The sequence below is a fragment of the Massilia sp. LC238 genome (genome assembly GCF_000735635.1).
GTDB classification, from domain to species: Bacteria; Pseudomonadota; Gammaproteobacteria; order Burkholderiales; family Burkholderiaceae_D; genus Telluria; species Telluria varians.
On the sequence record NZ_JNNN01000066.1, the window covers coordinates 157,549 to 182,741 of the forward strand.

General features: G+C 60.4%; 24 protein-coding genes and 2 pseudogenes. 17 read left to right on the plus strand and 9 right to left on the minus strand.

Annotated elements, in window-relative coordinates; translation table 11 throughout:
• Positions 1–4 precede the first annotated feature (4 nt).
• The 3 genes from FG94_RS18485 to FG94_RS18495 form a co-directional block, all read right to left on the minus strand.
• Positions 5–1,648 carry a GspE/PulE family protein gene (locus FG94_RS18485; protein ID WP_373965389.1) on the minus strand — a complete coding sequence of 548 codons (1,644 nt, stop codon included), beginning with the start codon at positions 1,646–1,648 and terminating at the stop codon, positions 5–7.
• 191 nt (positions 1,649–1,839) lie between these two features.
• Positions 1,840–2,619: a spermidine synthase gene (locus FG94_RS18490; RefSeq protein WP_036214577.1), complete on the minus strand. Its 780-nt coding sequence runs from the start codon at positions 2,617–2,619 to the stop codon at positions 1,840–1,842.
• A gap of 105 nt (positions 2,620–2,724) precedes the next feature.
• Positions 2,725–3,234: a glycine zipper 2TM domain-containing protein gene (locus FG94_RS18495; RefSeq protein ID WP_036214580.1), complete on the minus strand. Its 510-nt coding sequence runs from the start codon at positions 3,232–3,234 to the stop codon at positions 2,725–2,727.
• 400 nt (positions 3,235–3,634) lie between these two features.
• Here FG94_RS18495 and FG94_RS18500 point away from each other — a divergent pair, with 400 nt between their 5' ends.
• The 5 genes from FG94_RS18500 to FG94_RS18520 all read left to right on the plus strand — a co-directional run bounded on the left by FG94_RS18500 (position 3,635) and on the right by FG94_RS18520 (position 8,729).
• Positions 3,635–4,042 carry a barstar family protein gene (locus FG94_RS18500; protein WP_027865202.1) on the plus strand — a complete coding sequence of 136 codons (408 nt, stop codon included), beginning with the start codon at positions 3,635–3,637 and terminating at the stop codon, positions 4,040–4,042.
• 72 nt (positions 4,043–4,114) lie between these two features.
• A complete protein-coding gene (gene purN / locus FG94_RS18505; protein ID WP_036214583.1) occupies positions 4,115–4,735 on the plus strand; it encodes a phosphoribosylglycinamide formyltransferase in 621 nt (206 codons plus the stop codon).
• A 27-nt stretch (positions 4,736–4,762) separates the two neighbouring features.
• On the plus strand, positions 4,763–6,070 hold the full coding sequence (locus FG94_RS18510) for an RsmB/NOP family class I SAM-dependent RNA methyltransferase (protein WP_036214586.1): 1,308 nt from the start codon (positions 4,763–4,765) through the stop codon (positions 6,068–6,070).
• A gap of 9 nt (positions 6,071–6,079) precedes the next feature.
• Positions 6,080–7,399: a mechanosensitive ion channel family protein gene (locus FG94_RS18515; protein ID WP_036214588.1), complete on the plus strand. Its 1,320-nt coding sequence runs from the start codon at positions 6,080–6,082 to the stop codon at positions 7,397–7,399.
• A 115-nt stretch (positions 7,400–7,514) separates the two neighbouring features.
• On the plus strand, positions 7,515–8,729 hold the full coding sequence (locus tag FG94_RS18520) for a fatty acid desaturase (RefSeq protein ID WP_036214591.1): 1,215 nt from the start codon (positions 7,515–7,517) through the stop codon (positions 8,727–8,729).
• A 62-nt stretch (positions 8,730–8,791) separates the two neighbouring features.
• Here FG94_RS18520 and FG94_RS18525 read toward each other — a convergent pair whose 3' ends face one another.
• From FG94_RS18525 to FG94_RS18540, 4 genes and pseudogenes are all read right to left on the minus strand, one after another.
• Positions 8,792–9,538, minus strand: a complete 747-nt coding sequence (locus FG94_RS18525; protein WP_036214594.1) for a hypothetical protein — start codon at positions 9,536–9,538, stop codon at positions 8,792–8,794.
• Positions 9,539–9,721: 183 nt separating this feature from the next.
• On the minus strand, positions 9,722–9,889 hold the full coding sequence (rpmG, locus tag FG94_RS18530; protein ID WP_005665735.1) for a 50S ribosomal protein L33: 168 nt from the start codon (positions 9,887–9,889) through the stop codon (positions 9,722–9,724).
• Positions 9,890–9,902: 13 nt separating this feature from the next.
• A complete protein-coding gene (gene rpmB / locus FG94_RS18535) occupies positions 9,903–10,139 on the minus strand; it encodes a 50S ribosomal protein L28 (RefSeq protein ID WP_005665737.1) in 237 nt (78 codons plus the stop codon).
• A gap of 183 nt (positions 10,140–10,322) precedes the next feature.
• Positions 10,323–10,562 (minus strand): annotated as a pseudogene (locus FG94_RS18540) (JAB domain-containing protein); the annotation flags it as partial.
• Between the two features lie 470 nt (positions 10,563–11,032).
• Between FG94_RS18540 and FG94_RS27405 the strand changes: the two are divergent.
• From FG94_RS27405 to FG94_RS26770, 4 genes are all read left to right on the plus strand, one after another.
• Entirely contained in the window at positions 11,033–11,773 is a 741-nt protein-coding gene (locus tag FG94_RS27405; protein ID WP_161783981.1) for a hypothetical protein, read from the plus strand.
• Between the two features lie 39 nt (positions 11,774–11,812).
• The gene (locus FG94_RS26765; protein WP_081926073.1) at positions 11,813–13,261 is read left to right on the plus strand and encodes a hypothetical protein; all 1,449 of its coding nucleotides are present in this window, start codon (positions 11,813–11,815) and stop codon (positions 13,259–13,261) included.
• Positions 13,262–13,316: 55 nt separating this feature from the next.
• Positions 13,317–14,306, plus strand: a complete 990-nt coding sequence (locus FG94_RS18545) for a DUF4917 family protein (protein WP_036214597.1) — start codon at positions 13,317–13,319, stop codon at positions 14,304–14,306.
• Between the two features lie 872 nt (positions 14,307–15,178).
• On the plus strand, positions 15,179–16,375 hold the full coding sequence (locus tag FG94_RS26770) for a reverse transcriptase domain-containing protein (RefSeq protein WP_081926074.1): 1,197 nt from the start codon (positions 15,179–15,181) through the stop codon (positions 16,373–16,375).
• A 61-nt stretch (positions 16,376–16,436) separates the two neighbouring features.
• On the opposite strand, the pseudogene FG94_RS18555 reads toward FG94_RS26770, so the two are convergent.
• A pseudogene (locus FG94_RS18555) lies at positions 16,437–16,889 on the minus strand (UPF0758 domain-containing protein); the annotation flags it as partial.
• A 104-nt stretch (positions 16,890–16,993) separates the two neighbouring features.
• Here FG94_RS18555 and FG94_RS18560 point away from each other — a divergent pair.
• From FG94_RS18560 to FG94_RS18585, 6 genes are all read left to right on the plus strand, one after another.
• Positions 16,994–17,443, plus strand: coding sequence for a peptidylprolyl isomerase (locus FG94_RS18560; protein ID WP_036214603.1), 450 nt, complete (start codon positions 16,994–16,996; stop codon positions 17,441–17,443).
• A 13-nt stretch (positions 17,444–17,456) separates the two neighbouring features.
• Complete coding sequence (gene ispH / locus FG94_RS18565) at positions 17,457–18,398, plus strand: 4-hydroxy-3-methylbut-2-enyl diphosphate reductase (RefSeq protein ID WP_036214605.1); 942 nt, start codon at positions 17,457–17,459, stop codon at positions 18,396–18,398.
• 179 nt (positions 18,399–18,577) lie between these two features.
• Positions 18,578–19,507, plus strand: a complete 930-nt coding sequence (locus FG94_RS18570; protein WP_036214608.1) for a branched-chain amino acid ABC transporter permease — start codon at positions 18,578–18,580, stop codon at positions 19,505–19,507.
• A gap of 16 nt (positions 19,508–19,523) precedes the next feature.
• Positions 19,524–20,735 carry an ABC transporter ATP-binding protein gene (locus FG94_RS18575; protein ID WP_036214611.1) on the plus strand — a complete coding sequence of 404 codons (1,212 nt, stop codon included), beginning with the start codon at positions 19,524–19,526 and terminating at the stop codon, positions 20,733–20,735.
• Complete coding sequence (locus tag FG94_RS18580) at positions 20,732–21,505, plus strand: ABC transporter ATP-binding protein (RefSeq protein WP_036214612.1); 774 nt, start codon at positions 20,732–20,734, stop codon at positions 21,503–21,505. Before FG94_RS18575 ends, FG94_RS18580 begins: the two co-directional genes overlap by 4 nt.
• Entirely contained in the window at positions 21,502–22,224 is a 723-nt protein-coding gene (locus FG94_RS18585; protein ID WP_036214614.1) for an ABC transporter ATP-binding protein, read from the plus strand. The genes FG94_RS18580 and FG94_RS18585 overlap by 4 nt, the downstream gene beginning before the upstream one ends.
• 248 nt (positions 22,225–22,472) lie before the next feature.
• Here the strand turns inward: FG94_RS18585 and phaP are convergent, their stop codons facing one another.
• Positions 22,473–23,057, minus strand: coding sequence for a TIGR01841 family phasin (gene phaP, locus FG94_RS18590; protein WP_036214616.1), 585 nt, complete (start codon positions 23,055–23,057; stop codon positions 22,473–22,475).
• 358 nt (positions 23,058–23,415) lie between these two features.
• Here phaP and FG94_RS18595 point away from each other — a divergent pair, with 358 nt between their 5' ends.
• Together FG94_RS18595 and FG94_RS18600 are read left to right on the plus strand one after the other, a co-directional pair.
• A complete protein-coding gene (locus FG94_RS18595; protein WP_051996910.1) occupies positions 23,416–24,339 on the plus strand; it encodes a DMT family transporter in 924 nt (307 codons plus the stop codon).
• Positions 24,336–25,031 (plus strand): nitroreductase, encoded by a 696-nt coding sequence (locus tag FG94_RS18600; protein WP_036214617.1) that lies wholly within the window; start codon positions 24,336–24,338, stop codon positions 25,029–25,031. The genes FG94_RS18595 and FG94_RS18600 overlap by 4 nt, the downstream gene beginning before the upstream one ends.
• Positions 25,032–25,193 lie beyond the last annotated feature (162 nt).

The window sequence follows — 25,193 nt, forward strand, 5'->3', positions numbered from 1 at the left end:
GCAATCACACCAGCGCCGCAGTGACCTTCAGCACCTCATCCGCCGTGGTCACGCCCTCGACCACCTTCATCGCCCCCGCGATGCGCAAGGGCTTCATGCCATCCGCGACGCTCTGCTGGCGCAGCTTCTGGATCTCGCCGGATTCCCGCACCACGCGCGCAAACCCTTCGCTCACGCTCAAGAGTTCATAGATACCCGTCCGCCCCCGATACCCCGTCTGCCGGCATTCCGGACACCCGATCGGCCGATATACCGAGGCAGGCTTCGGAATATTCCAGGCTCCCCCGATGCCCTGCCACACCTCGTCACTGAGTTCGCCGCCAGGCGCCTTGCAGTCCGGGCACAGCGTTCGCACCAGCCTTTGCGCCATCACGCCGATCAAGGTCGCTTCCAGCAGATAATCCGGCACCCCGAGTTCCAGCAGGCGTACCACCGCAGCCGGCGCGTCGTTCGTATGCAGGGTAGAGAACACCAGATGTCCCGTCAGCGCCGCCTGGATCGCCATCTCCGCCGTCTGCAGATCGCGAATCTCGCCCACCATGATAATGTCCGGATCCTGCCGCATCAGCGCGCGTATGCCATCGGCAAACGACAAGTCGATTCCCGGCTGCACCTGCATCTGGTTGAAGGAAGCTTCGACCATCTCGATCGGATCCTCGACCGTGCACACGTTCACCTCGCTGGTGGCCAGCGCCTTCAGCGTCGTATACAAGGTCGTTGTCTTGCCCGACCCCGTTGGTCCGGTGACGAGGATGATCCCATGCGGCCGATTGGTCAGCGCATCCCAGCGCGCCGCATCGTCCGGCGGAAAACCCAGTTCCGGCAGCGTCTTGACGACCACTTCCGGATCGAAAATACGCATCACCAGCTTTTCGCCGAAGGCGGTCGGCAGCGTCGACAGGCGCAATTCCACCTCCTGTCCGCCGGCGGTGCGGGTCTTGATTCGCCCATCCTGCGGCCGCCGCTTTTCGATCACGTCCATCCGCCCCAGCAGCTTGATGCGCGCCGTCATCGCAATCATCACGACCGCCGGCACCTGGTACACCTGGTGCAGCACGCCGTCGATGCGGAAGCGGATGGTCGCGAACTCGCGCTTCGGTTCCAGGTGAATATCCGATGCGCGCTGCTCGAAGGCATAACTCCACAACCAGTCGACGATGTTGACGATGTGCTGGTCGTTCGCATCGAACTGCTTGTTCGATTTGCCCAGCTCGACCAGCTGCTCGAAATTGTTGCGCATCGCCAGGTCCTGCCCGGTATGGCGGTTGGCGTCGCGGATCGATTTGGCCAGACTGAAGAACTGCGAGATGTACTGCGCGATATCGAGCGGATTGGCCAGCACCAGTTCGATCTTGCGGCGCGATAGCTTGGCGATTTCCGCTTCCCATTCCACATTGGCCGGGTCGGCCGTCGCCACCACCAGCGTCGAGCCGGTCATTTCCACCGGCAGGATATTGAAGCGCGCCGCATAGCTGGCCGACATCACGTCCGCCACCTTGGTGAAGTCGATTCTCAAGGGATCGATACGGATGAAGGGCAGGCCGACCTTGCTAGCGCACCATTCGGTCAGCATGTCGAGCGTCAACAGGCGGTGCGGCGGCAGGTTTGACACCAGCTTGCACTGGGCCACGGCCGTGAGCGGATGCATGGATCCGGCCGCGCTCTTCAGGATGCCCTGTGCCTGCGCGAACAGCGCCTTGACGTTCTCCTTGGTGACGATGCCGTCCGCCAGCAGCCAGGAGAAGATGGACTGCAGGTCGAGCGCCCGCAGGCGCGGCGTCTTGGAAGAAGCGGGGACGGCATGCGTGTTCACGTTCGGCTCCCGATAATGGAGGTGGTTCAGGCGGCGAGGATGCCCTTGACCCAGGACTTCGCCGGCAGCTTGGTGCTTGCTACGATCTGGGCCGCACGGTGAGTGAGCGCTTCCTTGTCCAGTTGCGGGCGGTTCCTGAAGCACAGCGCCACCACGTTGCCGTCGTGGACTTCCGGCAGGCAGATCACGTGCTCGAAGGCGAACTTCATGGCCTTCAGGTTCTTGGCAAAGCTCGGGTGGTCGCCGAACAGGTTGACGGTCATGATGCCACCGTCCGCCAGGCAGTCGTTGCAGGCCTGGTAGAACTCCGGCGTGTCCAGCACCGGCCCGCGCGCGGTGGCGTCGTACAGGTCGCACTGCAGCACGTCGAAGGCGCCGTGGTTGGCCGGATCGAGCACGAAATCCATCGCATCCATTTCCAGCACGTTCAGGCGCTCGTCATTGGGCGGCAGCTTGAACATCGAGGCGCAGATATTGATCACCGATTCATTGAGCTCGACGGCGGTGACGCTCGCGTCAGGGAACTGGCGGTAGCAGAACTTGGTCAAGGTAGCAGCACCCAGGCCCAGCTGGGCGATGGCGCGCGGCGATTCGATGAACAGCATCCAGGCCATCATCTGCTGCGCGTATTCCAGCTCCGGCCAGTCGGGCTTGCGGATGCGCATCGCGCCCTGCACCCATTCGGTGCCGAAATGAAGGTAGCGGACGCCGTCCTGTTCGGACAGGGTGACGGGGGCGAACTTGGGCTTGCGCGCGGGACGGCGCGAGGATTCGGCCTGTTCGATGGATTTGCGTTTGATGAGCATAGGGCAACCTGGTTGAATCGCCCTATTATCGGGGGAGGGGTTCCCGCAGCGCAAGCACGCCTTCGGCAGGCGCTGCGGGTTGCCGGCGCGCGGCCGGCGCAGGAATCAGTAATCGATCGGCTGGACCGAGACGCGCAGGCGCACGCGGTTGCCCGGATCGCGGTTCATGACCGTGTTGTAGGTCTGGCCGCGGAACTCGTAGGTGACGTCGTAGCCGTTGGTGCGCGACTCGATGCTGTCGACGGTGCGGCACTGGCGCACGGCCTGTTCCTGCACGGCCGGGCCGCCGCGGTTGGCGTTTTCCGAACGGTCGCCGATCATGGCGCCGGCGATGGCGCCGGCCGCCGTGGCGGCGACACGGCCGCTGCCGCTGCCGACCTGGTTGCCGAGCAGGCCGCCGACGACACCGCCGACGATGCCGCCGCCGACGCCGCGCTGCTGCTGCACCGGCACCTGCACGTATTCGGTGCGGCATTCCTGGCGCGGGATCCGGATTTCTTCCAGGCGCGGCTGGACACGCACCACGCGGCCGAAGTCTTCGAAATCCTGGGCCTGGGCCAGCGGCAGCGTGGCGAGGCCCATGGCGGCAATGATCAGTTTGGCTTGAATGTTCATGTTCTACCTCGTAGTGGGCAATCGACGAGTCTGGTGGGGGGAGGGAACCGACCGGACTTTCATGCCTCCTATGGTAATCCGATCCGCCGGACTCAACCCAATCCACGTGGCAACAAAATGTAACAGCAACGCAAGCATTTTCTGCTTCGCGCAAGAATGACAGGGCTGTTGTGAAAGGCGTAATTTATACAGACGAGCGCATACTAATTTTTACAAATGCAATTCCTGTAATCACATTTGGGTTGCTTCCAATACCACAAAACGTTACCCTTACACACTAAGGGTCTTTTATTGGCGCATGGAAACAACAGCGGGAGAGATGAATGCGGCGGATGCCAACCGTCGCGCAAGTGGTGCGTAAACCGCCACATCACACCGACCTGGTCAACTTGAGGAAAAAATGAGTTTGTTGATGAGAGTGCCGCCCAATCTTGTGCAGTCGATCCGCGCCTTCCGCGTCGCCGAGCTGCAGCAGGAGGCTGCGCGCCTGGGTCAGCACTTCCTGTATGCACATTGTGCCAACACCTTGACCAAGCAGCAGGTGTGCGCCCGCATCGGCGAAAACTTTTATTTCCCCAAACCCTGCAGCAAGAATTTTGACGCGCTGCGTAAATGCCTCACTGAAACTGTTGCCGAGGCCGGCCCCCAGCCGGGCTTCCTCGTCGTCCTCGAGCAATTGCCAAGCGCGCAAAAATTCGACAAGGAAGCGCGCGAGAACCTGCTCGACGTCTTCCGCGATGCAGCCGAATTCTGGGCCGAAAAGAAGGTCCCGTTCCGGGTATTCTACTCGTTCGCCATCCCGGCCTGAGGCCGAAGCTCTGGCAGGACCCCCTCCCACTCGCCGACGGTTGCCCGTCGGTGATACGGTACAATGCGCGGTATGAAAAATATCGTCATCCTGATTTCCGGCCGTGGCAGCAACATGGAAGCGATCGTGCGCGCCATGGAAAGCGAAGGCTGGCCGGCGCGGATTGCTGCCGTCATCAGCAACAAGCCGGAAGCCAAGGGCCTGGAATACGCGCAGGCGCGCGGCATTCCGACCGCGGTCGTGGCCAACAAGGAATACGCCAGCCGCGCCGAGTTCGATGCGGCGCTGCAGGAAACGATCGACCGCTTCGCTCCCGACCTGGTCGTGCTCGCCGGCTTCATGCGCATCCTGACGGCGCCTTTCGTCGAGCACTACGCCGGCCGCATGCTGAACATCCACCCGTCGCTGTTGCCGCTGTACCCGGGCCTGGGGACGCACCAGCAGGCGATCGACGCCGGCGACAAGGAGCATGGCGCGACCGTCCATTTCGTGACGGCCGAGCTCGATCACGGTCCGATCGTGGCGCAGGCGCGCATTCCCGTGCTGCCCGACGATACCGAGGACACGCTGTCAGCCCGTCTCCTCGTCGAAGAACACAAGCTCTACCCGTATGCGGTGCGCCTCTTCGTCGAAGACAGGCTCAGTATTGAAGAAAACGGCGACGTGCGCATCAAGGACGGCGCACTCGCCTAAACCACCAGAATTTAACGAAGGAACACCATGAGATTGCCTCCAGCGATCATCGGCAATACCGAAGAGGTATTGCGCGAGATCCTGCGCTTTATGTCGCCCGCCGACGTCACCCTGTCGCGCTACTTCAAGGACCACCCGCGTTTCGGCGGCCGCGAGCGCGGCGTCATTGCCGAGGCAGTGTATGCCGTCCTGCGCAACAAATCCTTCTATACCGACTTCGCCGGCGCCGGCAACACGCCCTCGATGCGCAAGCTGGCCCTGCTGGGCCTGGCCGAAACCGTGGGCATCGACGCGCTGGGCGGCCTGAGCGAGGACGAAACCCATCTGCTCACCCGCGTCAAGGAAGTCGACCGTTCGCTGCTGCCGCCGCAGATGCAGGCCAATATGCCGGCCTGGCTGTACGACAAGCTGGTGGCGCAATTCGGCGAAGCCGAAGCGCTGGAACTGGCCGCCGTGCTGAACACCCCGGCGCCGCTCGATCTGCGCGTGAACTCCATCAAGGCCAATCGCGACGAAGTCATCGCCGAACTGGCCAAGGCACCGATCGCCGCCGAGCCGATGCCTTACGCGCCGCTCGGCCTGCGCGTCCTGAAGAAGCCGGCGCTGCAGAACCTGCCGCTGTTCAAGGAAGGCGCGATCGAGGTGCAGGACGAGGGCAGCCAGGTGCTGGCCCAGATCGTCGGCGCGCGCCGCGGCGAGATGGTGGTGGACTTCTGCGCCGGCGCCGGCGGCAAGACCCTGGCCCTGGGCGCGACCATGCGCAATACCGGCCGCCTGTACGCCTTCGACGTCTCGGAGAAGCGCCTGGCCAAGCTGAAGCCGCGCATGGCGCGCAGCGGGCTGTCGAACGTGCACCCGCAGCTGATCGCGCACGAGCGCGACGCCAAGATCAAGCGCCTGGCCGGCAAGATCGACCGCGTGCTGGTCGATGCGCCGTGCTCCGGCCTGGGCACCTTGCGCCGCAACCCGGACGTCAAGTGGCGCCAGAAGCCGGAAGCCGTGGCCGAGATGCAGGAAAAGCAGGCCTCGATCCTGGACGGCGCCGCGCGCCTGGTCAAGAACGGCGGCCGCCTGGTGTACGCCACCTGCAGCCTGCTGAACGAAGAGAACGACGTGATCGTCGAGCAGTTCCTGGCTACCCATCCGGACTTTGAACTGGTGCCGATGAACAAGGTGCTGGCCGAGCAGAAGATTCCGCTCGAGATGGACCAGTACCTCAAGATGCTGCCGCACAAGCACCAGACCGACGGCTTCTTCGCCGCCGTGCTCGAGCGCAAGGCCAAGGTCAAGGCGGCGCCGGCGGACGAGTCGGAAGTCGCCCAAGCCGAGGAATAACGCTGACACATGCCGCTCCAGCAACTGCTGGCCGACCTGCTCGGCGATATCCGACAGCCTGCCATCCTGTGGCAGGCGCTTGCCATCGTCCTGTGTGTCGGGGTCGGCTGGGGCCTGGCGCGGCTGATGCACCGTTCCTGGCTGGCCAGCCACCAGGACCAGCACCAGGGCCTGATCGGCCTGGGGATGGCCAGTTTCAGCCGCGTGCTGCCGCCGCTGCTGATCCTGGGCCTCCTGGTGACCACGCGCGCCGTCATGGCGCACTACCAGAGCGTGCACCTGCTCGACATCGCGGTGCCGCTGGCGTCCTCGTTCGCGGTGATCCGCACCTTCTTCTACCTGCTGCGCCGGGTGTTCGCGCGCCGCGGCCAGCTGGGCGAAGCACTGCAGACCTTCGAGAAAATCTTCGCGTTGGTGGTCTGGCTCGGCGTGGCCCTGCACATCGTCGGCGTGCTGCCGGATGTGATCGCCTACTTCGAAAAGACCGAACTGCCGATCGGCAAGCACAGGCTCTCCCTGGCCGACCTGGTCGAGGGTACGGTCTCGATCGTGGTGCTGATGATGCTGGCGCTGTGGGCCGGCGCTGCGCTGGAAGAGCGCCTGATGCATGTGGAACGCATGCACAGCTCGATCAAGGTCGTGCTGGCGCGCATGAGCCGGGCGGTGCTGATCCTCGTGGCCGTGCTGTTCAGCCTGTCGCTGGCAGGCCTGGACCTGACCGTGCTGTCGGTATTCGGCGGCGCACTGGGCGTCGGCCTCGGTCTCGGCATGCAGCGCATTGCCAGTAACTATGTGTCCGGCTTCATCATCCTGCTGGAACGCAGCCTGACGATCGGCGATCCCATCACGCTGGATAAATACTCGGGCAAGGTAGCGCGCATCAATACGCGCTACACCGTGCTGCGCGGCGCCGACGGCACCCAGACCCTGTTACCGAACGAAATGCTGATCACCGGCGTGGTGCTGAACCAGTCCTCGACCAACCGCAACGTGCGCGCGGTGACCAAGATCACCGTGTCCTACGACAGCGATCTGTCGACGCTCATGCCGCTGCTGGAATCGCTGCCGCGCGGCGTGCCCCGCGTGCTGGAGCAGCCGGCCCCGAATGTGTTGCTCAATGCCTTCGCGCAAGACGGCTACGAGCTCGAAGTCGGTTTCTGGCTCGGCGATCCGGAGAACGGGCAGGGCGGGCCGATCTCGGATGTGAACAGGAAGATCTATGCGCTTGTACAGACAGGCGAGATCAAACTTGGCCATCCGTCCATGGATACGCGGCTGCTTGATGCCCACATTACATCAGTTGTGGCGCGAACCCCGACTGCTCCTTGAAATAAGGCATGCACAAGCGCTCTTAAGCGTGCCGTGGGTCACTGGAACCGCGTAAAATGTCGGGTTGCGAGCGCCGCGACTGTCGGCGTGTCGACGCGATATCCATGGAGACTGAATGAATTTCTTGAGTAGCGAACCCGTGCAAGCCGTGCTGACCTTCCTGTCGACCGGCCTGCTCGACTTCACCGGTTGGCAGGTTTTCTTTGCCACGCTGGTGCTGACGCACATCACGATCGCCGCCGTGACGATCTACCTGCACCGCCACCAGGCGCACCGGGCCCTCGACCTGCACCCGATCCCGAGCCATTTCTTCCGCTTCTGGCTGTGGCTGACCACCGGCCAGGTGACCAAGGAGTGGGCATCGATCCACCGCAAGCACCACGCCAAGTGCGATACCGAGGAAGATCCGCACAGCCCGCAGACCCGCGGCATCCGCAAGGTGCTGTTCGAAGGCGCCGAGTTGTACCGTGCCGAAAGCAAGGTCAAGGAAACCATGGAGAAGTATGGCCATGGCACCCCGGACGACTGGATCGAGCGCACCCTGTACACCAAGCACAGCGCCATGGGCGTGGTGCTGATGCTGTTCATTAACGTCGCGCTGTTCGGCGTCATCGGCATTTCGGTGTGGGCGGTCCAGATGATGTGGATCCCGATCACCGCGGCCGGCATCATCAACGGCATCGGCCACTACTGGGGCTACCGGAACTACGATTGCAGCGATGCGGCCACCAACATCTTCCCGCTGGGCATCCTGATCGGTGGCGAGGAACTGCACAACAACCACCACACCTTCGCCACCTCGGCCAAGCTGTCGAGCAAATGGTACGAGTTCGACCTGGGCTGGGGCTATATCCGCATCCTGGAAACCCTGCGCCTGGCCAAGGTGAAGAAGGTCGCGCCGGCGCCGAAGTTTGCCAAGGACAAGATGGTAGCCGACCTCGACACCCTGCAGTCGGTGATCGCCAACCGCTACGACGTGATGGCGAAGTATGCCAAGTCGGTGCGCCACGCTTTCCACGAGGAATTCGAGCACCTGAAGCACAAGGCCGAGCTGGAAGCGCGCTTCCTGAAGAGCTCGCGCAAGCTGATGCAACGCGAACCGGCCAAGCTGGAACAGTCGCAGAAGCAGCAACTGGTCGAGCTGTTCCAGCACAGCAAGGCGCTGGAAACCATGCACCAGATGCGCGTGGAACTGGGCGCGATCTGGGAACGTTCGCACTCGACCCGCGACCAGCTGCTGCAGCAGCTGCAGGACTGGTGCGCACGCGCCGAAGCCTCGGGCATCAAGTCGCTGCAGGACTTCTCACTGCGCCTGCGCAGCTACGCATAAGCGGCTCGTGTCGCAACAAGGGCGGCTCCTTCGGGAGCCGCTTTTTTTCGTCGCAAGATTTTTTAAATCAGCAGCACCTGCGCATCTTCCGGCAGCACCAGCCGCGCCCGCGGGTCGAAATCCTCGTTGCCGGTAAAGCGGTGGCAATACACCGGGGCATTCGCGTGGTTGCGGGCCGGCTCGCTGGTGGGGTAGCGCGCCAGCAGGCGGGTGCCGTCGACGACCTCGACCTGGGCGCGCGGCGACAGGCTGCACACCGACACGCCCAGCCTGCGCGTGGCGGCCCAGTTCAGGAAGCGGTGGTGCCAGGGCACGAGCGGATCGATGGTGGCGTGCACGTCGCGCAGCAGGCGCCGCATTTCGCCGATGGTCCAGGCATCCGGCGCCAGGGTCGGGATGAGCACCAGGTTGGCGCGCAGCTCGGACGGATGCTTGTTGATCAAGAAGCCGCCGTCCTCCTGCGCGATCCGGTCGGCGACCGGCACGATGTACAGGCCGTGTTCGTCGGCGCGCATCGGCAGCGATTCACCGCCGCCCTCCAGCCACAGCGCCAGGTCGTCGGTGCGGATGCCGGCCCGGATGGGCCGCAGCTGCACCGCCAGCGCGGCGCGCCCTAGCAGGCTTTTCTGGACCGCCTTGGCCATCGGATAAAACAGGGGGCGGTAGGGGAGCACGCGCATGCAAGCGGCGGCCTTGACTTCGACCATCGGCACGCCCTCGGGACCCCTCGACTGGGCGTGCGCGGGCAGGGCGCCCAGCACACTGGCGGCGAGGAGGGACGACACAGGCAGTTTCAGCAGCGGATGCATGCTGGCTCGTGGTGAAGTCGGCAAGACCCCATGCTTTCACGGCCGAGCGCATATTGCAATATTCGCACTCGATCGCGCTGCGCCGAGTCAAGGCCGTGTTGTATTCGCGCCGGGGCGTGCCGGACTCGGCAATAAAAAAGCCGCCAGTCGAAGCGGGCGGCTTTTTCGTAGAAACAAGATCGATTACTTGATCTTGGTTTCCTTGTAGATCACGTGCTTGCGTGCCTTCGGGTCGAATTTGGTGATTTCCATCTTCGCCGGCATGGTGCGCTTGTTCTTGGTGGTGGTGTAGAAGTGACCGGTACCTGCGGTCGATTCCAGCTTGATTTTGTCGCGGCCAGTTTTTGCCATGATAGCTCCCTAATTAAACTTTTTCGCCACGGGCACGCATGTCGGCCAGCACGGCGTCGATGCCGAGCTTGTCGATCACGCGCAGACCGGCGTTGGACAGACGCAGGGAGACCCAGCGGTTTTCCGATTCCACGTAGATGCGACGGTTCTGCAGGTTCGGCAGGAAACGACGCTTGGTTTTGTTGTTAGCGTGGGAGACGTTGTTGCCAACCATCACTCCCTTGCCGGTAACTTGGCAGACACGTGCCATAGTGCACTCCTTAAGAATATCCAGATTTGGAAAAACAAGAGTATAGCGTGAAAACTGAAAGCAAATCAATCACTTGCGAAAAACAATTGTGTCTTATGCCAATTCATGGATTTCACAATTGCTGATGAGTTCGCTAGAGCCTTGTTTTGGCACCGGTTTACGGGGCTTGCCTGCCATGCGGATTTACAACTGCCCGTGCTCGGCAAAGGAATGCACCTGGCTGCCGGCCACCACGAAGTGGTCGAGCACGCGGATGTCGACCAGCGCCAGCGCCTGCACCAGGCTGGCCGTCAGGCGCAGGTCGGCCTCGCTCGGCTCCGGCACCCCGGACGGGTGGTTGTGCGCCAGGATCACGGCTGCGGCATTGCGGCGCAGCGCCGCCTTCACCACCTCGCGCGGGTACACGCTGGTATGGGTCAGTGTGCAACATCTTCGGAACTAAACTGAGACATATTGAAAGCCGCGTTACGTCCTCCGTCCACCAGCGCACGTTACGCGCGCCGTTCAGACCTAGCGGGCGCTGAACTCTACCTAAGAACGCATACCGCCTTACGCGTCCAAGAGGTCGAGATGCCGCAACAATGAGCGTCGCATTTTGACCGGGTGTTGCCATGGTTAGACGTGTCACTAATAACGCCCCGGCTCTCAGGATTCGGACGATGTTCCGTCGGGAGATGCAACTGCCAAGCGCTGGAATCGTACAGATTGGTGTGTCACACCGCCACGGCTGTGCTCGCCTACAACTGGGCCATTGCTTATGTATTCGCGTGCGAACGACTGAAGAACACAATATTTGCTTGTCGCTCGTCTCAGCAGGCATCTCGTAACGTACAATTAATAAAATTTACCAAAAGTAACTAAGCAACCTTGTCGACTCTTAAGTGAATATGAATATGCCAAACGAATATCAGACTGACGAAGCGAAACCAAAACAACAGCCAGCTGTCGAGCCACAGCCGGCAGTTCAGCCGACAGTGGAGGGAGCTCAATTAAAACAACAGGCTATCCCGACGGCTTCAGCATTACCCCAAGCCGTTGCCGCAGTCCCGGCACAACAGCCTGCTGTAAGCCCCGCTACGGCGACGGACCAAGCTGATAACGCAGCTCCATTGCGAACTCTCACTATAGAATTGTTGGTTGCCCTTTTAAACGACAGAAGCGGTACGGTCAACATTGTGTCTGACCTAAAAGGTCTGCGCCGGGAACTGCGCCCCTTTAACTCATGGAAAGACATTAATGTCATAGATAAAGATGTCCAAGTAGAAGAAAGATGTATCGATTCGTTAGAGGAAATTGCTCGGACAATACCAGGAGCGCGGAGCAGGATTCAAGTATTGTCTCTAGCTGCCAAAAACCGTGCAGAAGCATTAAGTGAGAAATCAGATTTTTACCCGGCGTCGATACCGCTGTTGGTAACGTTTTTCGTCGTCTTTCTTGGTGGTTTTATGGACGGAGGCGGATTCAAATTGCTCCTCTCTACAATAGCGCTAGTGCTCGTTTCTCTCTTCTTAAATGTGAGAATAGATACTAGACGGCAGGTTGCGGATTTGAAAGTTATCGCGAATATATTGGATGTTGTCGAAAAGCGACTTTCCAATGCTGGTGGTGCGCCGTCGGCAACTGATAAGAAGTAGACCTTGGAACACCGCAATAGTTGAGCTAACATCAGAAAAATGACTAAGAAAATCTTGACCGTCGGCCTTGAGCTAGCTAACGAGGACGCTGTAAGAGTAGACTTTGACTCTAAAGTCTCATTGCTCGACTGGGACATTGTTCTTTTTAAGCCAGATATCTCTGACGAAATTTATGATGCGGAAGACTTTCAAGGTAAGCCCAGTTTGGGTGAGTCAGCGTCATTTAAACTTAAGGAAAACTGCGAACACTGGCGCCGCGAAATTAAACAGGCTGTAGAGTCCGGGAAAAACGTCTTTGTCTTTCTTACCTCACTCTATGAGGTTTATGTAGATACAGGTCAACGCACTCACTCCGGCACTGGCCGGAACCGTAACACGACTCGAATTGTTGACCTTTATAGCAACTACGCTACGATTCCGGCACAACTGAATCCCGTGAATGCAAACGGAAAAGCGATGAAGTTAATCAATCTCGGGGCGGAGGTGCTTGCTCCTTATTGGGATGCTTTCGCTGAAGTTTCAAGTTATTGTGTGCTCATTAACTCGGAGCTTCCCGGAATATGTTTAACTACAAAGAATGGGGATAAGCCGGTTGGTGCCATTGCTCGAAGTAAACGTTCAAATGGTGCGCTGATACTACTGCCGGACATTGAGTTCTATGCCGATGGGTTCCTTAAAGACGATGAAAAAGGTGAGATGCAATGGACACTAGAGGCTGAGCGGTTTGCTATTCGATTTCTCAGTTCCGTTATAAACTTAGATAAAGCCCTTAAAAGCAGTACAGAGGTTACTCCTGAACCGCTCTGGGCATCGAACTCAAACTATCTCCTTGAGTTGGAACGTGCTCTGAAATTAGAATTGCTCGAGGCAGAGAGCCGGGTAGAAGAAGCTCAGCGAGCGAAGGAGGCTCTTCAAGAAAGGGTTAGTGCAGCAGGAACCGCTAGAGCCCTTCTTTATGAGAAGGGTAAGCCCCTCGAAGTTGCAATCGTAAACGGGCTTGAAACCTTAGGTTTTGTGGCTGCTCCTTTCAGGCAAGGTAGTTCCGAATTTGATGTCGTTTTTGAATGCGGAGAGGGTCGTCTATTGGGTGAAGCCGAAGGAAAGGATAACAAGGCAGTAAATGTCGACAAGCTTAGGCAGCTCTCGATGAATATCCATGAAGACTTGCAGAGGGAAGAAGTGTTGGCGCCGGCTAAAGGCGTGCTGTTCGGTAATGGATTCCGCTTAACCTCTCCAGTAGAACGAAAAGTTGAGTTCACTGAAAAGTGCATTACTGCGGCTATCTCTCAAGCGACAGCCTTGGTTCCTACATCAAGTTTATTCAATGCAGTTCAGTATTTATCTTCCCACGATAACGAGAACTATGCGAAGGAGTGCCGTTCAGCTATGTTGACAGGCGTTGGACTAGTTTTATTGCCAGCTCCCCCAATTGGTAAGGAGGGAGAACCATTAGACGACCTAAGTCCTAATCAAATTAATCGCGTTTAAAATTGCTAATGCATGCCGCTACTAAGCTAACAAAGCGTCTAAAGCAAATAGGGACATGACCAAAATAAATCAATGGGAAGAAATTAAGGAGCGCTTCAAGGATGGACTGCTGCTGGGTAACGGTGCCAGCATGGCAATTCACCGCGGTTTCGGATACGCAGGACTGTTTGAGGCAGCGCAGGAGCACCAGTTTATTACTCCTGAGGTCGCTAGCGTATTTGATGCGTTCGGTGTGAACGACTTTGAGTTGGTTCTGCGTCGTTTATGGCAAGCGAAAGTTGTGAACCAAACCTTAGGGATTGCTGCCGGACGGGTAGAGGAGGCCTACGCCCAAGTCCGAACAGCCCTTATTGAAACAGTCAGGCATGTGCACATAAATCACGACGATGCAGTGGTCCACCTAAAGCCTATCTATACTTTCATGCAAGGCTTCAAGACTGTGGTCTCACTTAACTATGACCTCATTGTCTACTGGGCTGCGATGTACAGTCGGGACAGCATTGGCAGCTGGTTTAAGGATTGTTTCGTTGGGGGCACTTTCGCTGATAACTGGGAACCTATGCGCGAGCCGTATGGGGCGGCCGCGGGTGCTACCTTGTTCTTCTATCCCCATGGAAATCTCGCACTTGCACGTGCCTTAGACGACGAAGAGGGTAAACTTACGGCTCGCGGCCAGGACCTGCTGACTCGCATCTTGAAGGTCTGGGAGTCCGGGCAGGCAGTCCCACTGTTCGTTTGTGAGGGCACGTCAGAGTACAAAGTTAAGTCGATAAGGAGCTCATCCTACCTACAACGTGTCAATCGGGAAGTCCTACCAAACATTGGCAGCTCGCTTGTCATTTACGGATGGGGGCTTGCGGAGCAAGAACAGCACATTCTTGCTGCACTCAGCAAGTCAAATTGTAAAAGGGTGGCGGTGTCCGTCTATGCCAATAACGAAGAGTACATGCGTCGTGCGGAACAAACGCTTCGTGACATTGGTATTGAAGAGGTAGTGTTCTTCGATTCCACGAGCCCAGGATGCTGGAACAATCTCACGCCTTAGAATCTTGCTAGCCAAAGAGGCGCTCTGTAGCTGACGATTATCTGCATTGCTGCGGCATCTTGCACGCTTGCTCGGCGGGCTTATCTGCCGCGGCGTCAGGAGGACAGGAGCGGTGCGTGTAAGCGGAAAGACGCGTCAGATGGCTATGTTCATCGGGCGCAGGGCGGCCGTTCAGGCTTTATCGCACACGGTGACCGGTCTATCTCTAACGTTACATCAACAGCATAACGGTAGAGCTCCCACAGTTGAGGTAGAATTGACTTGTGGTAGCACCCTCAGGCATCTCTGCAGGTTGCGCTGCACGTGACCAAGCGGCCTGATGGCGCAACGGCGAGCAATCGCGTGAGCGTCAGCGGCGGTATCAGCGGCAGGGGGGACTCGCAAGAGGCGCTCTGCAAAGCCGGTGTCGTCGACGGGGCCTTGCGGCAACCGTCTTCTACTCCCGGAGTTATTGGGAAGGCGAATAGCAAGCGTGCAGAGCGGGCTGAAAGCAGGGGCGCGGGTGCGCCGCGAAAGTCGAATGTTCGCAAGCCGTCCTCGCCTTCGGTTATGCCTTCGGCGCGGCGTGTTATTGCCGCTCCGATTGCCCTGGTGTTAGCATTTTGCTTGCGCCTCAACATGGAGTGTGATAATATGATAGCTAGTGGGGATTCGGCCGCAGCGATGGTCGGTTCGGTGCACCCTCAGGCATCTCTGCAGGTTGCGCTGCACGTGACCAAGCGGCAAGATGGCGCAACGGCGAGCAATCGCGTGAGCGTCAGCGGCGGTATCAGCGGCAGGGTGGACTCGCAAGAGGCGCTCTGCAAAGCCGGTGTCGTCGACGGGGCCTTAGACCGCTGGCCCGGGAGAATCAATGCCAGCGGGTTTCCTAAATGAGCCGCAATTCGTATTCCGCAGTCCTCACCTACAAGTCGTTCGACAGGTCCTGGCGAGACCTATTCAATAATACCAAACCCCTATCGAGAAACACTGTAGGGGTTGATGGTGTCAGCATCAATGACTTTGCCACCAATTACAAAGACAATATTGGCAAGTTGCACCGAGCAGTTTCTGAAAAGCGATTCAGCTTCAGTCAATTAAAGCCTGTGCTTATCCTTAAGCCTTCTGGAAAATATAGGCTTATCTGTGTCCCTACAGTTATAGACCGTCTTGTCCAGCGCACGCTACTTGGCTTTTTAGCCGATAAGTATCATGCTCAGTTAGCAAATTCCATAAGTTTCGGTTTTGTGAAGGGGCGCTCCGTTAAGCAAGCGGCCGAGTTAGCTTGCGCTTACAGAAAGAAGCAAGCGTGGGTATTCAAAACTGACATTACGTCATTTTTTGATTCAGTAGACCGAGAAATTCTTAGTTCCGCGATAAAGAAACGTATCAAAGAGCGTAGTCTCCATCCCTTGCTGCTATCCGCACTTGAGTGTGAAGTCGAAAGCAGTAATAGGGCGAACGTGCGCCGTGTGGCGCAATTGGGGATACGGAGAGGAATCGGTGTCCGGCAGGGCATGCCTCTTTCCCCTTTCTTCTCTAATCTGCTTTTACAGTCGTTTGACCAAGCAGTAGAGAAAAAGGGTTTAAGGGCGGTTCGATATGCTGATGACCTAATATTTTTTTGTGATTCGAGAGCTGACTGTTTAAGCGTCGCCGACTTTTGCAAGGCCGAATTCGAGAAAATCGGCTTGACGATTCCCGCCGTAGATGACGAAAAGACTAAGTCCGTGATTTACGAGCCCTTGCAAGCTGCCGAATTTCTCGGTCTTGAGTTGGCACCCGCGCAGAAAGCGTATGAGCTACGTCTTTCTGAAAAACAGATTCAGCGCCTACGGGAAGAAATGCTGAACTACGGTTCTGTAAAAGAGTTGCTGAGCAGAGGAATTACACTTGCAACACTTGGCGGTAAGTTAAGTGCAAAGAAAAATGGATACTTGGCAGCATATGATGTGTGCAGAAACATAGAGCACGTCCATAATGAACTAAAAGATATAGAGCGGAAGTGTCTGTTAAGGATTTATCAAAAAGATTTGAATATTGACATACCTTCTTTGAAAGCCGAGGCTCATACTTTCCTTGGTCTATAAGCTGTTTAAACAGCTAAGCAGAGCACGGCAAACTGAGGTATTGATTAAAGCGTTAAAGATTGACGCTTAGCTGGGTCAGCGTGCCGCGAAACATCTCTTCGTAGTTAATCAGGCGGTTCTTGACGTCCAGGAAGAGCACGACGAAGGATTCGTGCGCCTGCAGCGCGAACTGGTGGCGCAGCCAGGCGCGCACCGCGTCCGGCGAACACATGCCTTGGCGTTCGAATTCCTCGGCCACGGCGCGCCGCGTCAGTTCGATTGCCGCCTGCAACTGGGCATACTTGGCCGGACCGAGCCCGTGCAGGGCGCCGAACTCGCTAGAGCTGGCATGCAGCAGCCGGTGCAGCGAGCCGAAGTGGTCCAGCATGTCGCGCGCCAGTGCCACCGCACTTTTTCCCGCGACACCCACGCGCAGGAAGATCGCCAGCAGTTCGGTGTCCGACAGCACCTGCGGGCCGCCGCGCAGCAGCCGTTCACGCGGGCGTTGCTCTTCCGGCCATTCGGTGATTCTCATTGTCTGATCCTTGCGATAAAAAGGGACGTGCCGGGGCAGGGAGGCCGGGCGTGGCTTACAATAGCGGTTTGCCTGCAACAGGCCTGCCTGTCACCACAAAGAACATGTCCAACGCTCCAGTCGTCAACGAATCGTCCTACCTGACCCTGCATTATCGGCTGGCCACCGCCGACGGTACTGATCTCATCACTACCTTCAATGGCACGCCGGCTACCTTGATGCTGGGCCAGGGCCAGCTTGCACCCTTCCTCGAGTCGCGCCTGATCGGCCTGCCGGAAGGCGCGCACCAGACCTTCCAGCTGAGCGCGCTTGACGCCTTCGGCGAGCGCAACCCGGACCTGATCCAGCCGGTGTCGAAGGCAACGCTGGAAGAGAACTCGGTGCCGGACGCCGACTACAAGGTGGGCGAGCTGATCGAATTCAATGCACCCAAGGGCGGCCGCTTCGCCGGCGTGCTGCTGGAGATGCGCGAGACCACCGCACTGTTCGATTTCAACCACCCGCTGGCCGGCCAGGCCCTGCAATTCGAAGTGAAACTGATTTCGGTTCTGTAAACAGGAAACCTTCATGGAAAACGAGATTCTGCTTGCCCAGCCGCGCGGCTTCTGCGCCGGCGTGGACCGCGCCATCGAGATCGTCGAGCGCGCCCTGAACCAGTTCGGCGCCCCGATCTACGTGCGCCACGAGATCGTGCACAACGCCTACGTGGTCGAAGACCTGCGCAACAAGGGTGCGATCTTCATCGAAGAACTCGAGGACGTCCCGGCGGGCAATACCCTGGTGTTCTCGGCCCACGGCGTCTCGAAAGCCGTGCGCCTTGAGGCCGAAGCGCGCGGCCTCACCATCTTCGATGCCACCTGCCCGCTGGTCACCAAGGTCCACGTGGAAGTGGCCAAGATGCGCAAGCAGGGCTGCGAGATCGTCATGATCGGCCACGACGGCCATCCGGAAGTCGAAGGCACCATGGGCCAGGCCGAGGAAGGCATGCACCTGGTCGAGACCGTCGACGACGTGGCGACACTGCAGGTCAACAATCCCGACCAGCTGGCCTACGTGTCGCAGACCACGCTGTCGGTGGACGACACCGCCGAGATCATCGCCGCGCTTAAGGCACGCTTCCCGAACATCATCGAACCGAAGAAGGGCGACATCTGCTACGCCACCACCAACCGCCAGGAAGCCGTCAAGTTCATGGCGCCGCAGGTGGAAGTCGTGGTCGTGGTCGGCAGCCCGAACAGCTCCAACTCGAACCGCCTGCGCGAGGTGGCGGAGAAGATGGGCACGCCGGCCTATATGGTCGACCGGGCTGATGCGATTGATCCGCAATGGATCGCCGGCAAGAAGCGCATCGGCGTGACCGCCGGCGCCTCGGCCCCGGAAGTGCTGGTGCAGGCCGTGATCGACCGCCTCAAGGACCTGGGCGCGGCCAGCGTGCGTGCGCTCGAAGGCGTCGAGGAGAACGTGGTGTTCCCGCTGCCGAAGGGGCTGGATGGGGCCAAGGCGGCCTGAGTCGGCGCGTCTTTACGGCGGAGCAAATTTGCTGGAGTGAGCTGATTTCCAGTGTAAGTTTTCCATTTGCCAAGTTATGATGACGGCCATCGGAACATGAACGCCAGGCCAAGGACGGCACTGCGGGGATACCCGGCAGTGCCGTTTTCATTTGACCGCAACGAAAGCGAACGCTCACGATGGAAACATTCATCCAACAACTCCTCAACGGCTTGGTGATGGGCAGCATGTATGCCCTGGTCGCCCTCGGCTACACCATGGTCTACGGGGTGCTCAACCTGATCAACTTCGCGCACGGCGACGTCTTGATGATCGGCGCGATGGTCGGCCTCACCATCCTCAAGCTGCTGGACGCCCATGCCCCCGGCCTGTCCGGCTGGCTGCAGCTGGCCATCGCCATCCTCGGCGCGATTCCGGTGGCCATCCTGGTCAACATCTTGATCGAGCGCGTCGCCTACCGCCGCCTGCGCAACGCGCCGCGCCTGGCGCCGCTGATCACCGCGATCGGCGTGTCGATCCTGCTGCAGACCTTCGCCATGATGATCTGGGGCCGCAGCCCGCTGCCATTCCCGCAGCTGCTCTCGCCCGAGCCGGTGGAGATCATGGGCGCGCTCATTTCGCCTACCCAGATCCTGCTGCTGGTGCTGGCCGCCGTGGCAATGGTCGCCCTGGTGCTGCTGGTCGAGCGCACCCGCATGGGCCGGGCGATGCGCGCCGTGGCCGAGAACCCGCGCGTGGCCGGCCTGATGGGCGTGGACGCGAACCGCGTGATCGTCGCCACCTTCGCCATCGGCGCCGCGCTGGCGGCGGTGGCCGGGGTGATGTGGGGCGCCAACTACGCCTCGGTCACCTTCACCATGGGCATGCTGCCGGGCCTGAAGGCCTTCTGCGCCGCCGTGCTGGGCGGGATCGGCAACATCTACGGCGCCATGATCGGCGGCATCCTGCTGGGCATCATCGAAGCGCTCGGCGCCGGCTACATCGGCGACCTGACCGGCGGCTTCCTGGGCAGCCACTACCAGGACATCTTCGCCTTCGTCGTGCTGATCCTCGTGCTGACCCTGCGCCCGTCCGGCATCATGGGCGAGCGCGTGGCCGACCGCGCGTAACGGGGAGGGACACACCATGGCATTCCTGACTTTCGACGTCCGGCACAAGCCGCGCCAGGCCTACGCCAGCATGGCGGCCGTGCTGGCCCTGATGCTGGTCTTCCCCTTTGTCGCTTCCCAGTTCGGCAACTCCTGGGTGCGTATCATCGACATCGCGCTGCTCTACATCATGCTGGCGCTGGGCCTGAACATCGTGGTCGGCTTCGCCGGCCTGCTCGACCTGGGCTACATCGCCTTCTTCGCGGTAGGCGCCTACCTGGTGGGCCTGTTCTCCTCGCCGCAGTTCGCGGCGCTGCTGGAGTCCGTCATCTACTACTCGCCGGCGCTGGGCGAAGCCCTGGTCAGCTTCTTCGGCCCCGAGATCCAGCAGAACGGCATCCACCTGTCGGTATGGGCGATCGTGCCGCTGGCGGCGATCGTGGCGGGCCTGTGCGGCGCGCTGCTGGGCGCCCCGACGCTGAAGCTGCGTGGCGACTACCTCGCCATCGTCACGCTCGGCTTCGGCGAGATCATCCGCATCTTCATGAACAACCTGAACGACCCGATCAACTTCACCAACGGGCCGCAGGGCATCAACATGATCGACCCGATCCGCGTGTTCGGCGTGTCGCTGGCGGGGGAGGCGGGCTCGCAGGCCACGGTGCACATTGGTGGCTTCTCGATGCCCTCGGTGAACGCCTACTACTTCCTTTTCCTGTTCCTCACCATCGCCACCATCTTCATTACCTCGCGCCTGCAGCATTCGCGCCTGGGACGCGCCTGGGTGGCGATCCGCGAGGACGAGATCGCGGCCAAGGCCATGGGCATCAACACCCGCAACGTCAAGCTGCTCGCCTTCGCCATGGGCGCCAGTTTCGGGGGCGTGGCCGGCGCCATGTTCGGCGCCTTCCAGGGCTTCGTGTCGCCGGAGTCGTTCTCGCTGACCGAGTCGATCGCCGTGCTGGCGATGGTGGTGCTGGGCGGGATCGGCCATATCCCCGGCGTGGTGCTGGGCGGCGTGCTGCTGGCGGCGCTGCCGGAGGTGCTGCGCCACGTGGTGGAGCCGGCGCAGCAGGCGCTGTTCGGCACCGTCGTGATCGAGGCCGAGGTGCTGCGCCAGCTGCTGTATGGCCTGGCCCTGGTGCTGATCATGCTGGTGCGCCCGGCCGGACTGTGGCCCTCGCCGAACCGGGAGGAGCGTCCCAAAGTCGCCCTGGCGCGCGAGGAAGAAGAGGGAGCCCAGGCATGAGCGCGCAGATCATCCTGAGCATCGCCGGCGTCAACAAGCGCTTCGGCGGCCTGCAGGCGCTGACCGACGTCGGCATCCGCATCGAGCGCGGCCAGATCTATGGCCTGATCGGCCCGAACGGCGCCGGCAAGACCACCTTCTTCAACGTGATCACCGGGCTGTACCAGCCGGACAGCGGCACGTTCGAGCTGGCCGGCAAGCCGTATTCGCCGTCGGCCCCGCATGAAGTGGCGAAGGCCGGCATCGCGCGCACCTTCCAGAACATCCGCCTGTTCGGCGAGATGAGCGCGCTGGAGAACGTGATGGTGGGCCGCCACGTGCGCACCCGCCAGGGCGTATTCGGCGCGATCTTCCGCCACAAGGCGGCGCGCGAGGAAGAGGCGGCGATCCGCCGGCGCGCGCAGGAACTGCTGGATTTCGTGGGCATCGGCCAGTATGCGAACCGCACGGCCAAGTACCTGTCCTATGGCGACCAGCGCCGCCTGGAGATCGCGCGCGCGCTCGCCACCGACCCGCAACTGCTGGCGCTGGACGAGCCGGCGGCCGGCATGAACGCCACCGAAAAGCTGGCCCTGCGCGAGCTCTTGGTGAAGATCAAGAACGAAGGCAAGACCGTGCTGCTGATCGAGCACGACGTCAAGCTGATGATGGGCCTGTGCGACCGCATCACCGTACTCGAGTACGGCAAGCAGATCGCGGAAGGGATCCCGAGCGAGATCCAGAAGAACGAAGCCGTGATCAAGGCCTATCTCGGCGGAGCACACGAATGAGCGACAACATCTTGAGAATCAAGGGCCTGAAGGTCGCCTACGGCGGCATCAAGGCGGTGAAGGGCCTGGACCTGGAGGTGAACAAGGGCGAGCTGGTGACCCTGATCGGCGCCAACGGCGCCGGCAAGACCACCACCCTGAAGGCCATCACCGGCACGCTCCCGCCGTGCAAGGTGGAAGGCGAGATCAGCTATCTCGGCCAGCCGCTGCGCGGCACCCAGTCCTTCCGCATGGTCCAGCAGAAGCTGGCCATGGTGCCGGAAGGGCGTGGCGTGTTCACCCGCATGAGCATCCACGAGAACCTCATGATGGGCGCCTACACGCGCAACGACAAGGCGGGGATCGCGGCGGACATCGAGAAATGGTATGCGGTGTTCCCGCGCCTGAAGGAGCGCGCCAGCCAACTGGCCGGAACGCTCTCGGGCGGCGAGCAGCAGATGCTGGCGATGGCGCGCGCGCTGATGTGCCATCCGACCTTGCTGCTGCTGGACGAGCCCTCGATGGGCCTGTCGCCGATCATGGTGGAGAAGATCTTCGAAGTGATCCGTGACGTCTCGAACCAGGGCATCACGATCCTGCTGGTGGAGCAGAACGCCAAGCTGGCGCTGCAGGCCGCGCACCGCGCTTATGTGATGGAGTCGGGCACCATGACCATGACCGGGAATGCGGCGGACATGCTGAACGATCCGCGGGTGCAGGCGGCGTATCTGGGGGAGTAGCCTTGCGGTAGGCCGACACTCGTTTCCCCGTTGGCTCCAGCACGTCATCCCGGCGCAGGCCGGGATCCAAGTTTGCAGGCAGTCCAGCTGCGTACGAAGTAAGTGGGACGCGACGGAATTGGATTCCGGCCTTCGCCGGAATGACGGTTTTTAGGCTAGCGGCTGAAAGCGGAGCGGCGACTAAGCAGCCTGAAAAACAAAAAGCCGGAACGCCACCGTTCCGGCTTCTTCATTTGACCAGTCGCAGCTTAGGCGGCAGCGGTCTGGGTCGCGGCGGCAGCAGTAGCGGTAGCCTTGCGAGCAGTCGCCGAAAACTGGCTCACCGCTGCGTTGACGTTGTTTTCGATCGCTTCGGCAGCCTGCTTGCTGGTCTTGCTGAACTGCTCGTAGCCGGCGTTGGCGTTGCTGATCACGGTCTTGACGGCGGCAACGAAGGTTTCCGAACCGGCCGGGGCGTTCTTGCTCACTTCGTCGACCAGGGCGATGACCTTGCGGTTGGTTTCGACGATCTGGCTTTCGGCGGCTTTCGAGAACTCGGCGCCGGTGCCGGTGGCGATGGCGGCCAGCTGGCGGTTGTACGACAGGGCTTTTTCAGCGGCCGGCTGGGCCTGCGACGTGGTGACCGAGAAGAACTCCTGCGGATCCTTGGCGCTCAGCAGCTGGCGGGTGACGTTCGACGACTCTTCCAGGGCGCTGCGGGCGGTGCTGATGTTCAGGTCGACCAGCTTCTCCATGCCTTCGAAGGTCTTGGCCGTCAGCGACGACAGCAGGGCGAACTGCGATTCCAGGTTGGCTTTGGTGGCGTTCGAGAACTGCTCAGGAATTGCAAACATGTGACTCTCCAAAATTCAATGCGTTTAAGGGGATGGAATGTTGCTTGGACTTGTGAGGCAGGTTTTTTCCGTCCGATGTCGACGAAACTCTTTTTTGTGCACCGCAACAGGGCGAATTTTCAACCATGTCGACGGGCGAGTCAAGCGAATTTGACGCGCTGCACCATCGTTTGTGCATAAATTTCTTGAATGCATTGATTGCAAGAAATTTCAAGGACTTAGGCTTGATCTAGCGCAAGAAATGCTGTGTCAAGGGAAGCATCGAAACCGTCTTCTCCGGCGTGCTAGACTGTTGGCTTGTGTTTTCGCCAAGCCATCCATTCAAGCTGCTGTGCAGCATCCCGCTGACCATCCAACCATGCCTTCCGGTACCCGAACAAGCACTGCCATCCCGACCGCTTCCTGGCTTTCGCCGGTGCCGCTGCTGTTCGTGTTCCTGTGGAGTACCGGCTTCATCGTCGCCAAGCTCGGCCTGCCGTATGCCCCGCCGCTGAGCTTCGTGATCCTGCGCTGCCTGGGCGTGCTGGCGGTGCTGCTGCCGGTCGTGTTCCTGCTGCGCGCTCCCTGGCCGCGCGGCCAGATCCTGCACGTCGCGGTCGCGGGAATGCTGCTGCAGGCCGGCTACCTCGGCGGTGTCTGGGCCGCGATCAAGATCGGCATGCCCGCCGGGCTGACTGCGTTGATCGTCGGCATGCAGCCGATCCTCACGGCAGCCGCGGCGCCCCTGATCGGCGAGCGGGTACGCCCGCGCCAGTGGCTCGGTTTCGCGCTCGGCCTGTCCGGCGTGGTGCTGGTGGTCTACAGCAAGCTGCACCTGGCCGGGCTCACCGCCAGCGGCATTGCCCTGTGCGTGTTCGCCCTGTTCTGCATCACGGCCGGCACCATGTACCAGAAGCGGTATTGCCCGGGCTTCGACCTGCGCACCGGTACCGTGATTCAGTTCGGCGCCACGGTGCTGGCCTTGCTGCCGCTGGCCATCGTGCTCGAAGGCCTGGACCTGCGCTTCTCCACCATCACCTGGAGCGCGGAGTTCATCTTCGCCTGGCTGTGGTCGATCTTCGCGCTGTCGATCGGCGCGATCTTTTTGCTGTTCACCCTGATCCGGCGCAGCCGCGCCACCGAAGTCAGCAGCCTGCTCTACCTGACCCCGCCCACCACCGCCATCATGGCCTGGCTGCTGTTCGGCGAGTCCTTCAGCCCGCTCGCCGTGGCCGGCATGCTGGTCGCCGTGCTGGGCGTCGCATTCGTCGTCAAGCAAGCCCATAACAAGGAGACCCCATGATCAACAGCCCCCAGCAGGAAGCCGTCGACGCCGCCATCACCTCGCGCCGCTCGATCCGCGCTTTTCTACCCAAGCCGGTCGAGCGTGCCGACATCGAGCGCATCCTCGAGGTGGCGGCGCGCGCGCCGTCCGGCACCAATACCCAGCCATGGAAGGTCTACGTGCTGACGGGGCAGGCGCGCGAGAAGCTGAGCGAGGCGATCCTGGCGGTGAACGCCGACCCGGAGCAGGCGCGCCGGCACACCGAGGAATACGCCTATTATCCGCGCGAGTGGATCTCGCCCTTCGTCGACCGCCGCCGCAAGGTGGGCTGGGACCTGTATTCCCTGCTGGGGCTCACGCGCGACAACAAGGCCGGCATGGCGGCCCAGCACGCGCGCAACTACCGCTTCTTCGACGCACCGGTCGGTCTCATCTTCACCATCGACCGCATCATGGAGCAGGGCTCCTGGCTGGATTACGGCATGTTCTTGCAGAGCATCATGGTCGCCGCGCGCGGCCGCGGCCTCGACACCTGTCCGCAGGCAGCCTTCACACAGTATCACCGCGTGATTGCGCAGCAGCTCGGGTTGCCGGAGAATGAAATGGTGGTGTGCGGCATGGCGCTCGGCTGGGCAGACCCCGGCAAGGTCGAGAATTCGCTCGTCACCGAGCGCGAACCGGTCGCGCATTTTGCCCGCTTCATGGAGTAAAGCGCAGGTCAATACGGGCGACGATGCAAGCGTAAATACTTGATTGGTAAGGCTTGTTGGTTTTCGGGTGTTGCCGCACGGAATGTATCTTTTCGCTTGCGATCAGGCGTCGTTCCGCTAAACTGCATCCGTACCTCATCAGTTTGCGCCAAAGGGTTCGAG

Bases quoted from the DNA above. Each gene is read 5' to 3' on its own strand.
- rpmG (WP_005665735.1), bottom strand. From the start codon at position 9,889: ATGGCAAAAACTGGCCGCGACAAAATCAAGCTGGAATCGACCGCAGGT.
- FG94_RS18560 (WP_036214603.1), top strand. From the start codon at position 16,994: ATGTCCAACGCTCCAGTCGTCAACGAATCGTCCTACCTGACCCTGCAT.
- FG94_RS18575 (WP_036214611.1), top strand. From the start codon at position 19,524: ATGGCATTCCTGACTTTCGACGTCCGGCACAAGCCGCGCCAGGCCTAC.
- phaP (WP_036214616.1), bottom strand. From the start codon at position 23,057: ATGTTTGCAATTCCTGAGCAGTTCTCGAACGCCACCAAAGCCAACCTG.
- FG94_RS18510 (WP_036214586.1), top strand. From the start codon at position 4,763: ATGAGATTGCCTCCAGCGATCATCGGCAATACCGAAGAGGTATTGCGC.
- purN (WP_036214583.1), top strand. From the start codon at position 4,115: ATGAAAAATATCGTCATCCTGATTTCCGGCCGTGGCAGCAACATGGAA.
- FG94_RS18500 (WP_027865202.1), top strand. From the start codon at position 3,635: ATGAGTTTGTTGATGAGAGTGCCGCCCAATCTTGTGCAGTCGATCCGC.
- FG94_RS18595 (WP_051996910.1), top strand. From the start codon at position 23,416: ATGCCTTCCGGTACCCGAACAAGCACTGCCATCCCGACCGCTTCCTGG.
- FG94_RS18525 (WP_036214594.1), bottom strand. From the start codon at position 9,538: ATGCATCCGCTGCTGAAACTGCCTGTGTCGTCCCTCCTCGCCGCCAGT.
- FG94_RS18545 (WP_036214597.1), top strand. From the start codon at position 13,317: ATGACCAAAATAAATCAATGGGAAGAAATTAAGGAGCGCTTCAAGGAT.
- FG94_RS26765 (WP_081926073.1), top strand. From the start codon at position 11,813: ATGACTAAGAAAATCTTGACCGTCGGCCTTGAGCTAGCTAACGAGGAC.
- FG94_RS18570 (WP_036214608.1), top strand. From the start codon at position 18,578: ATGGAAACATTCATCCAACAACTCCTCAACGGCTTGGTGATGGGCAGC.
- FG94_RS18585 (WP_036214614.1), top strand. From the start codon at position 21,502: ATGAGCGACAACATCTTGAGAATCAAGGGCCTGAAGGTCGCCTACGGC.
- FG94_RS27405 (WP_161783981.1), top strand. From the start codon at position 11,033: ATGCCAAACGAATATCAGACTGACGAAGCGAAACCAAAACAACAGCCA.
- FG94_RS18600 (WP_036214617.1), top strand. From the start codon at position 24,336: ATGATCAACAGCCCCCAGCAGGAAGCCGTCGACGCCGCCATCACCTCG.
- rpmB (WP_005665737.1), bottom strand. From the start codon at position 10,139: ATGGCACGTGTCTGCCAAGTTACCGGCAAGGGAGTGATGGTTGGCAAC.
- FG94_RS18490 (WP_036214577.1), bottom strand. From the start codon at position 2,619: ATGCTCATCAAACGCAAATCCATCGAACAGGCCGAATCCTCGCGCCGT.
- FG94_RS18495 (WP_036214580.1), bottom strand. From the start codon at position 3,234: ATGAACATTCAAGCCAAACTGATCATTGCCGCCATGGGCCTCGCCACG.
- FG94_RS18515 (WP_036214588.1), top strand. From the start codon at position 6,080: ATGCCGCTCCAGCAACTGCTGGCCGACCTGCTCGGCGATATCCGACAG.
- ispH (WP_036214605.1), top strand. From the start codon at position 17,457: ATGGAAAACGAGATTCTGCTTGCCCAGCCGCGCGGCTTCTGCGCCGGC.
- FG94_RS18520 (WP_036214591.1), top strand. From the start codon at position 7,515: ATGAATTTCTTGAGTAGCGAACCCGTGCAAGCCGTGCTGACCTTCCTG.
- FG94_RS26770 (WP_081926074.1), top strand. From the start codon at position 15,179: ATGAGCCGCAATTCGTATTCCGCAGTCCTCACCTACAAGTCGTTCGAC.
- FG94_RS18485 (WP_373965389.1), bottom strand. From the start codon at position 1,648: ATGCATCCGCTCACGGCCGTGGCCCAGTGCAAGCTGGTGTCAAACCTG.
- FG94_RS18580 (WP_036214612.1), top strand. From the start codon at position 20,732: ATGAGCGCGCAGATCATCCTGAGCATCGCCGGCGTCAACAAGCGCTTC.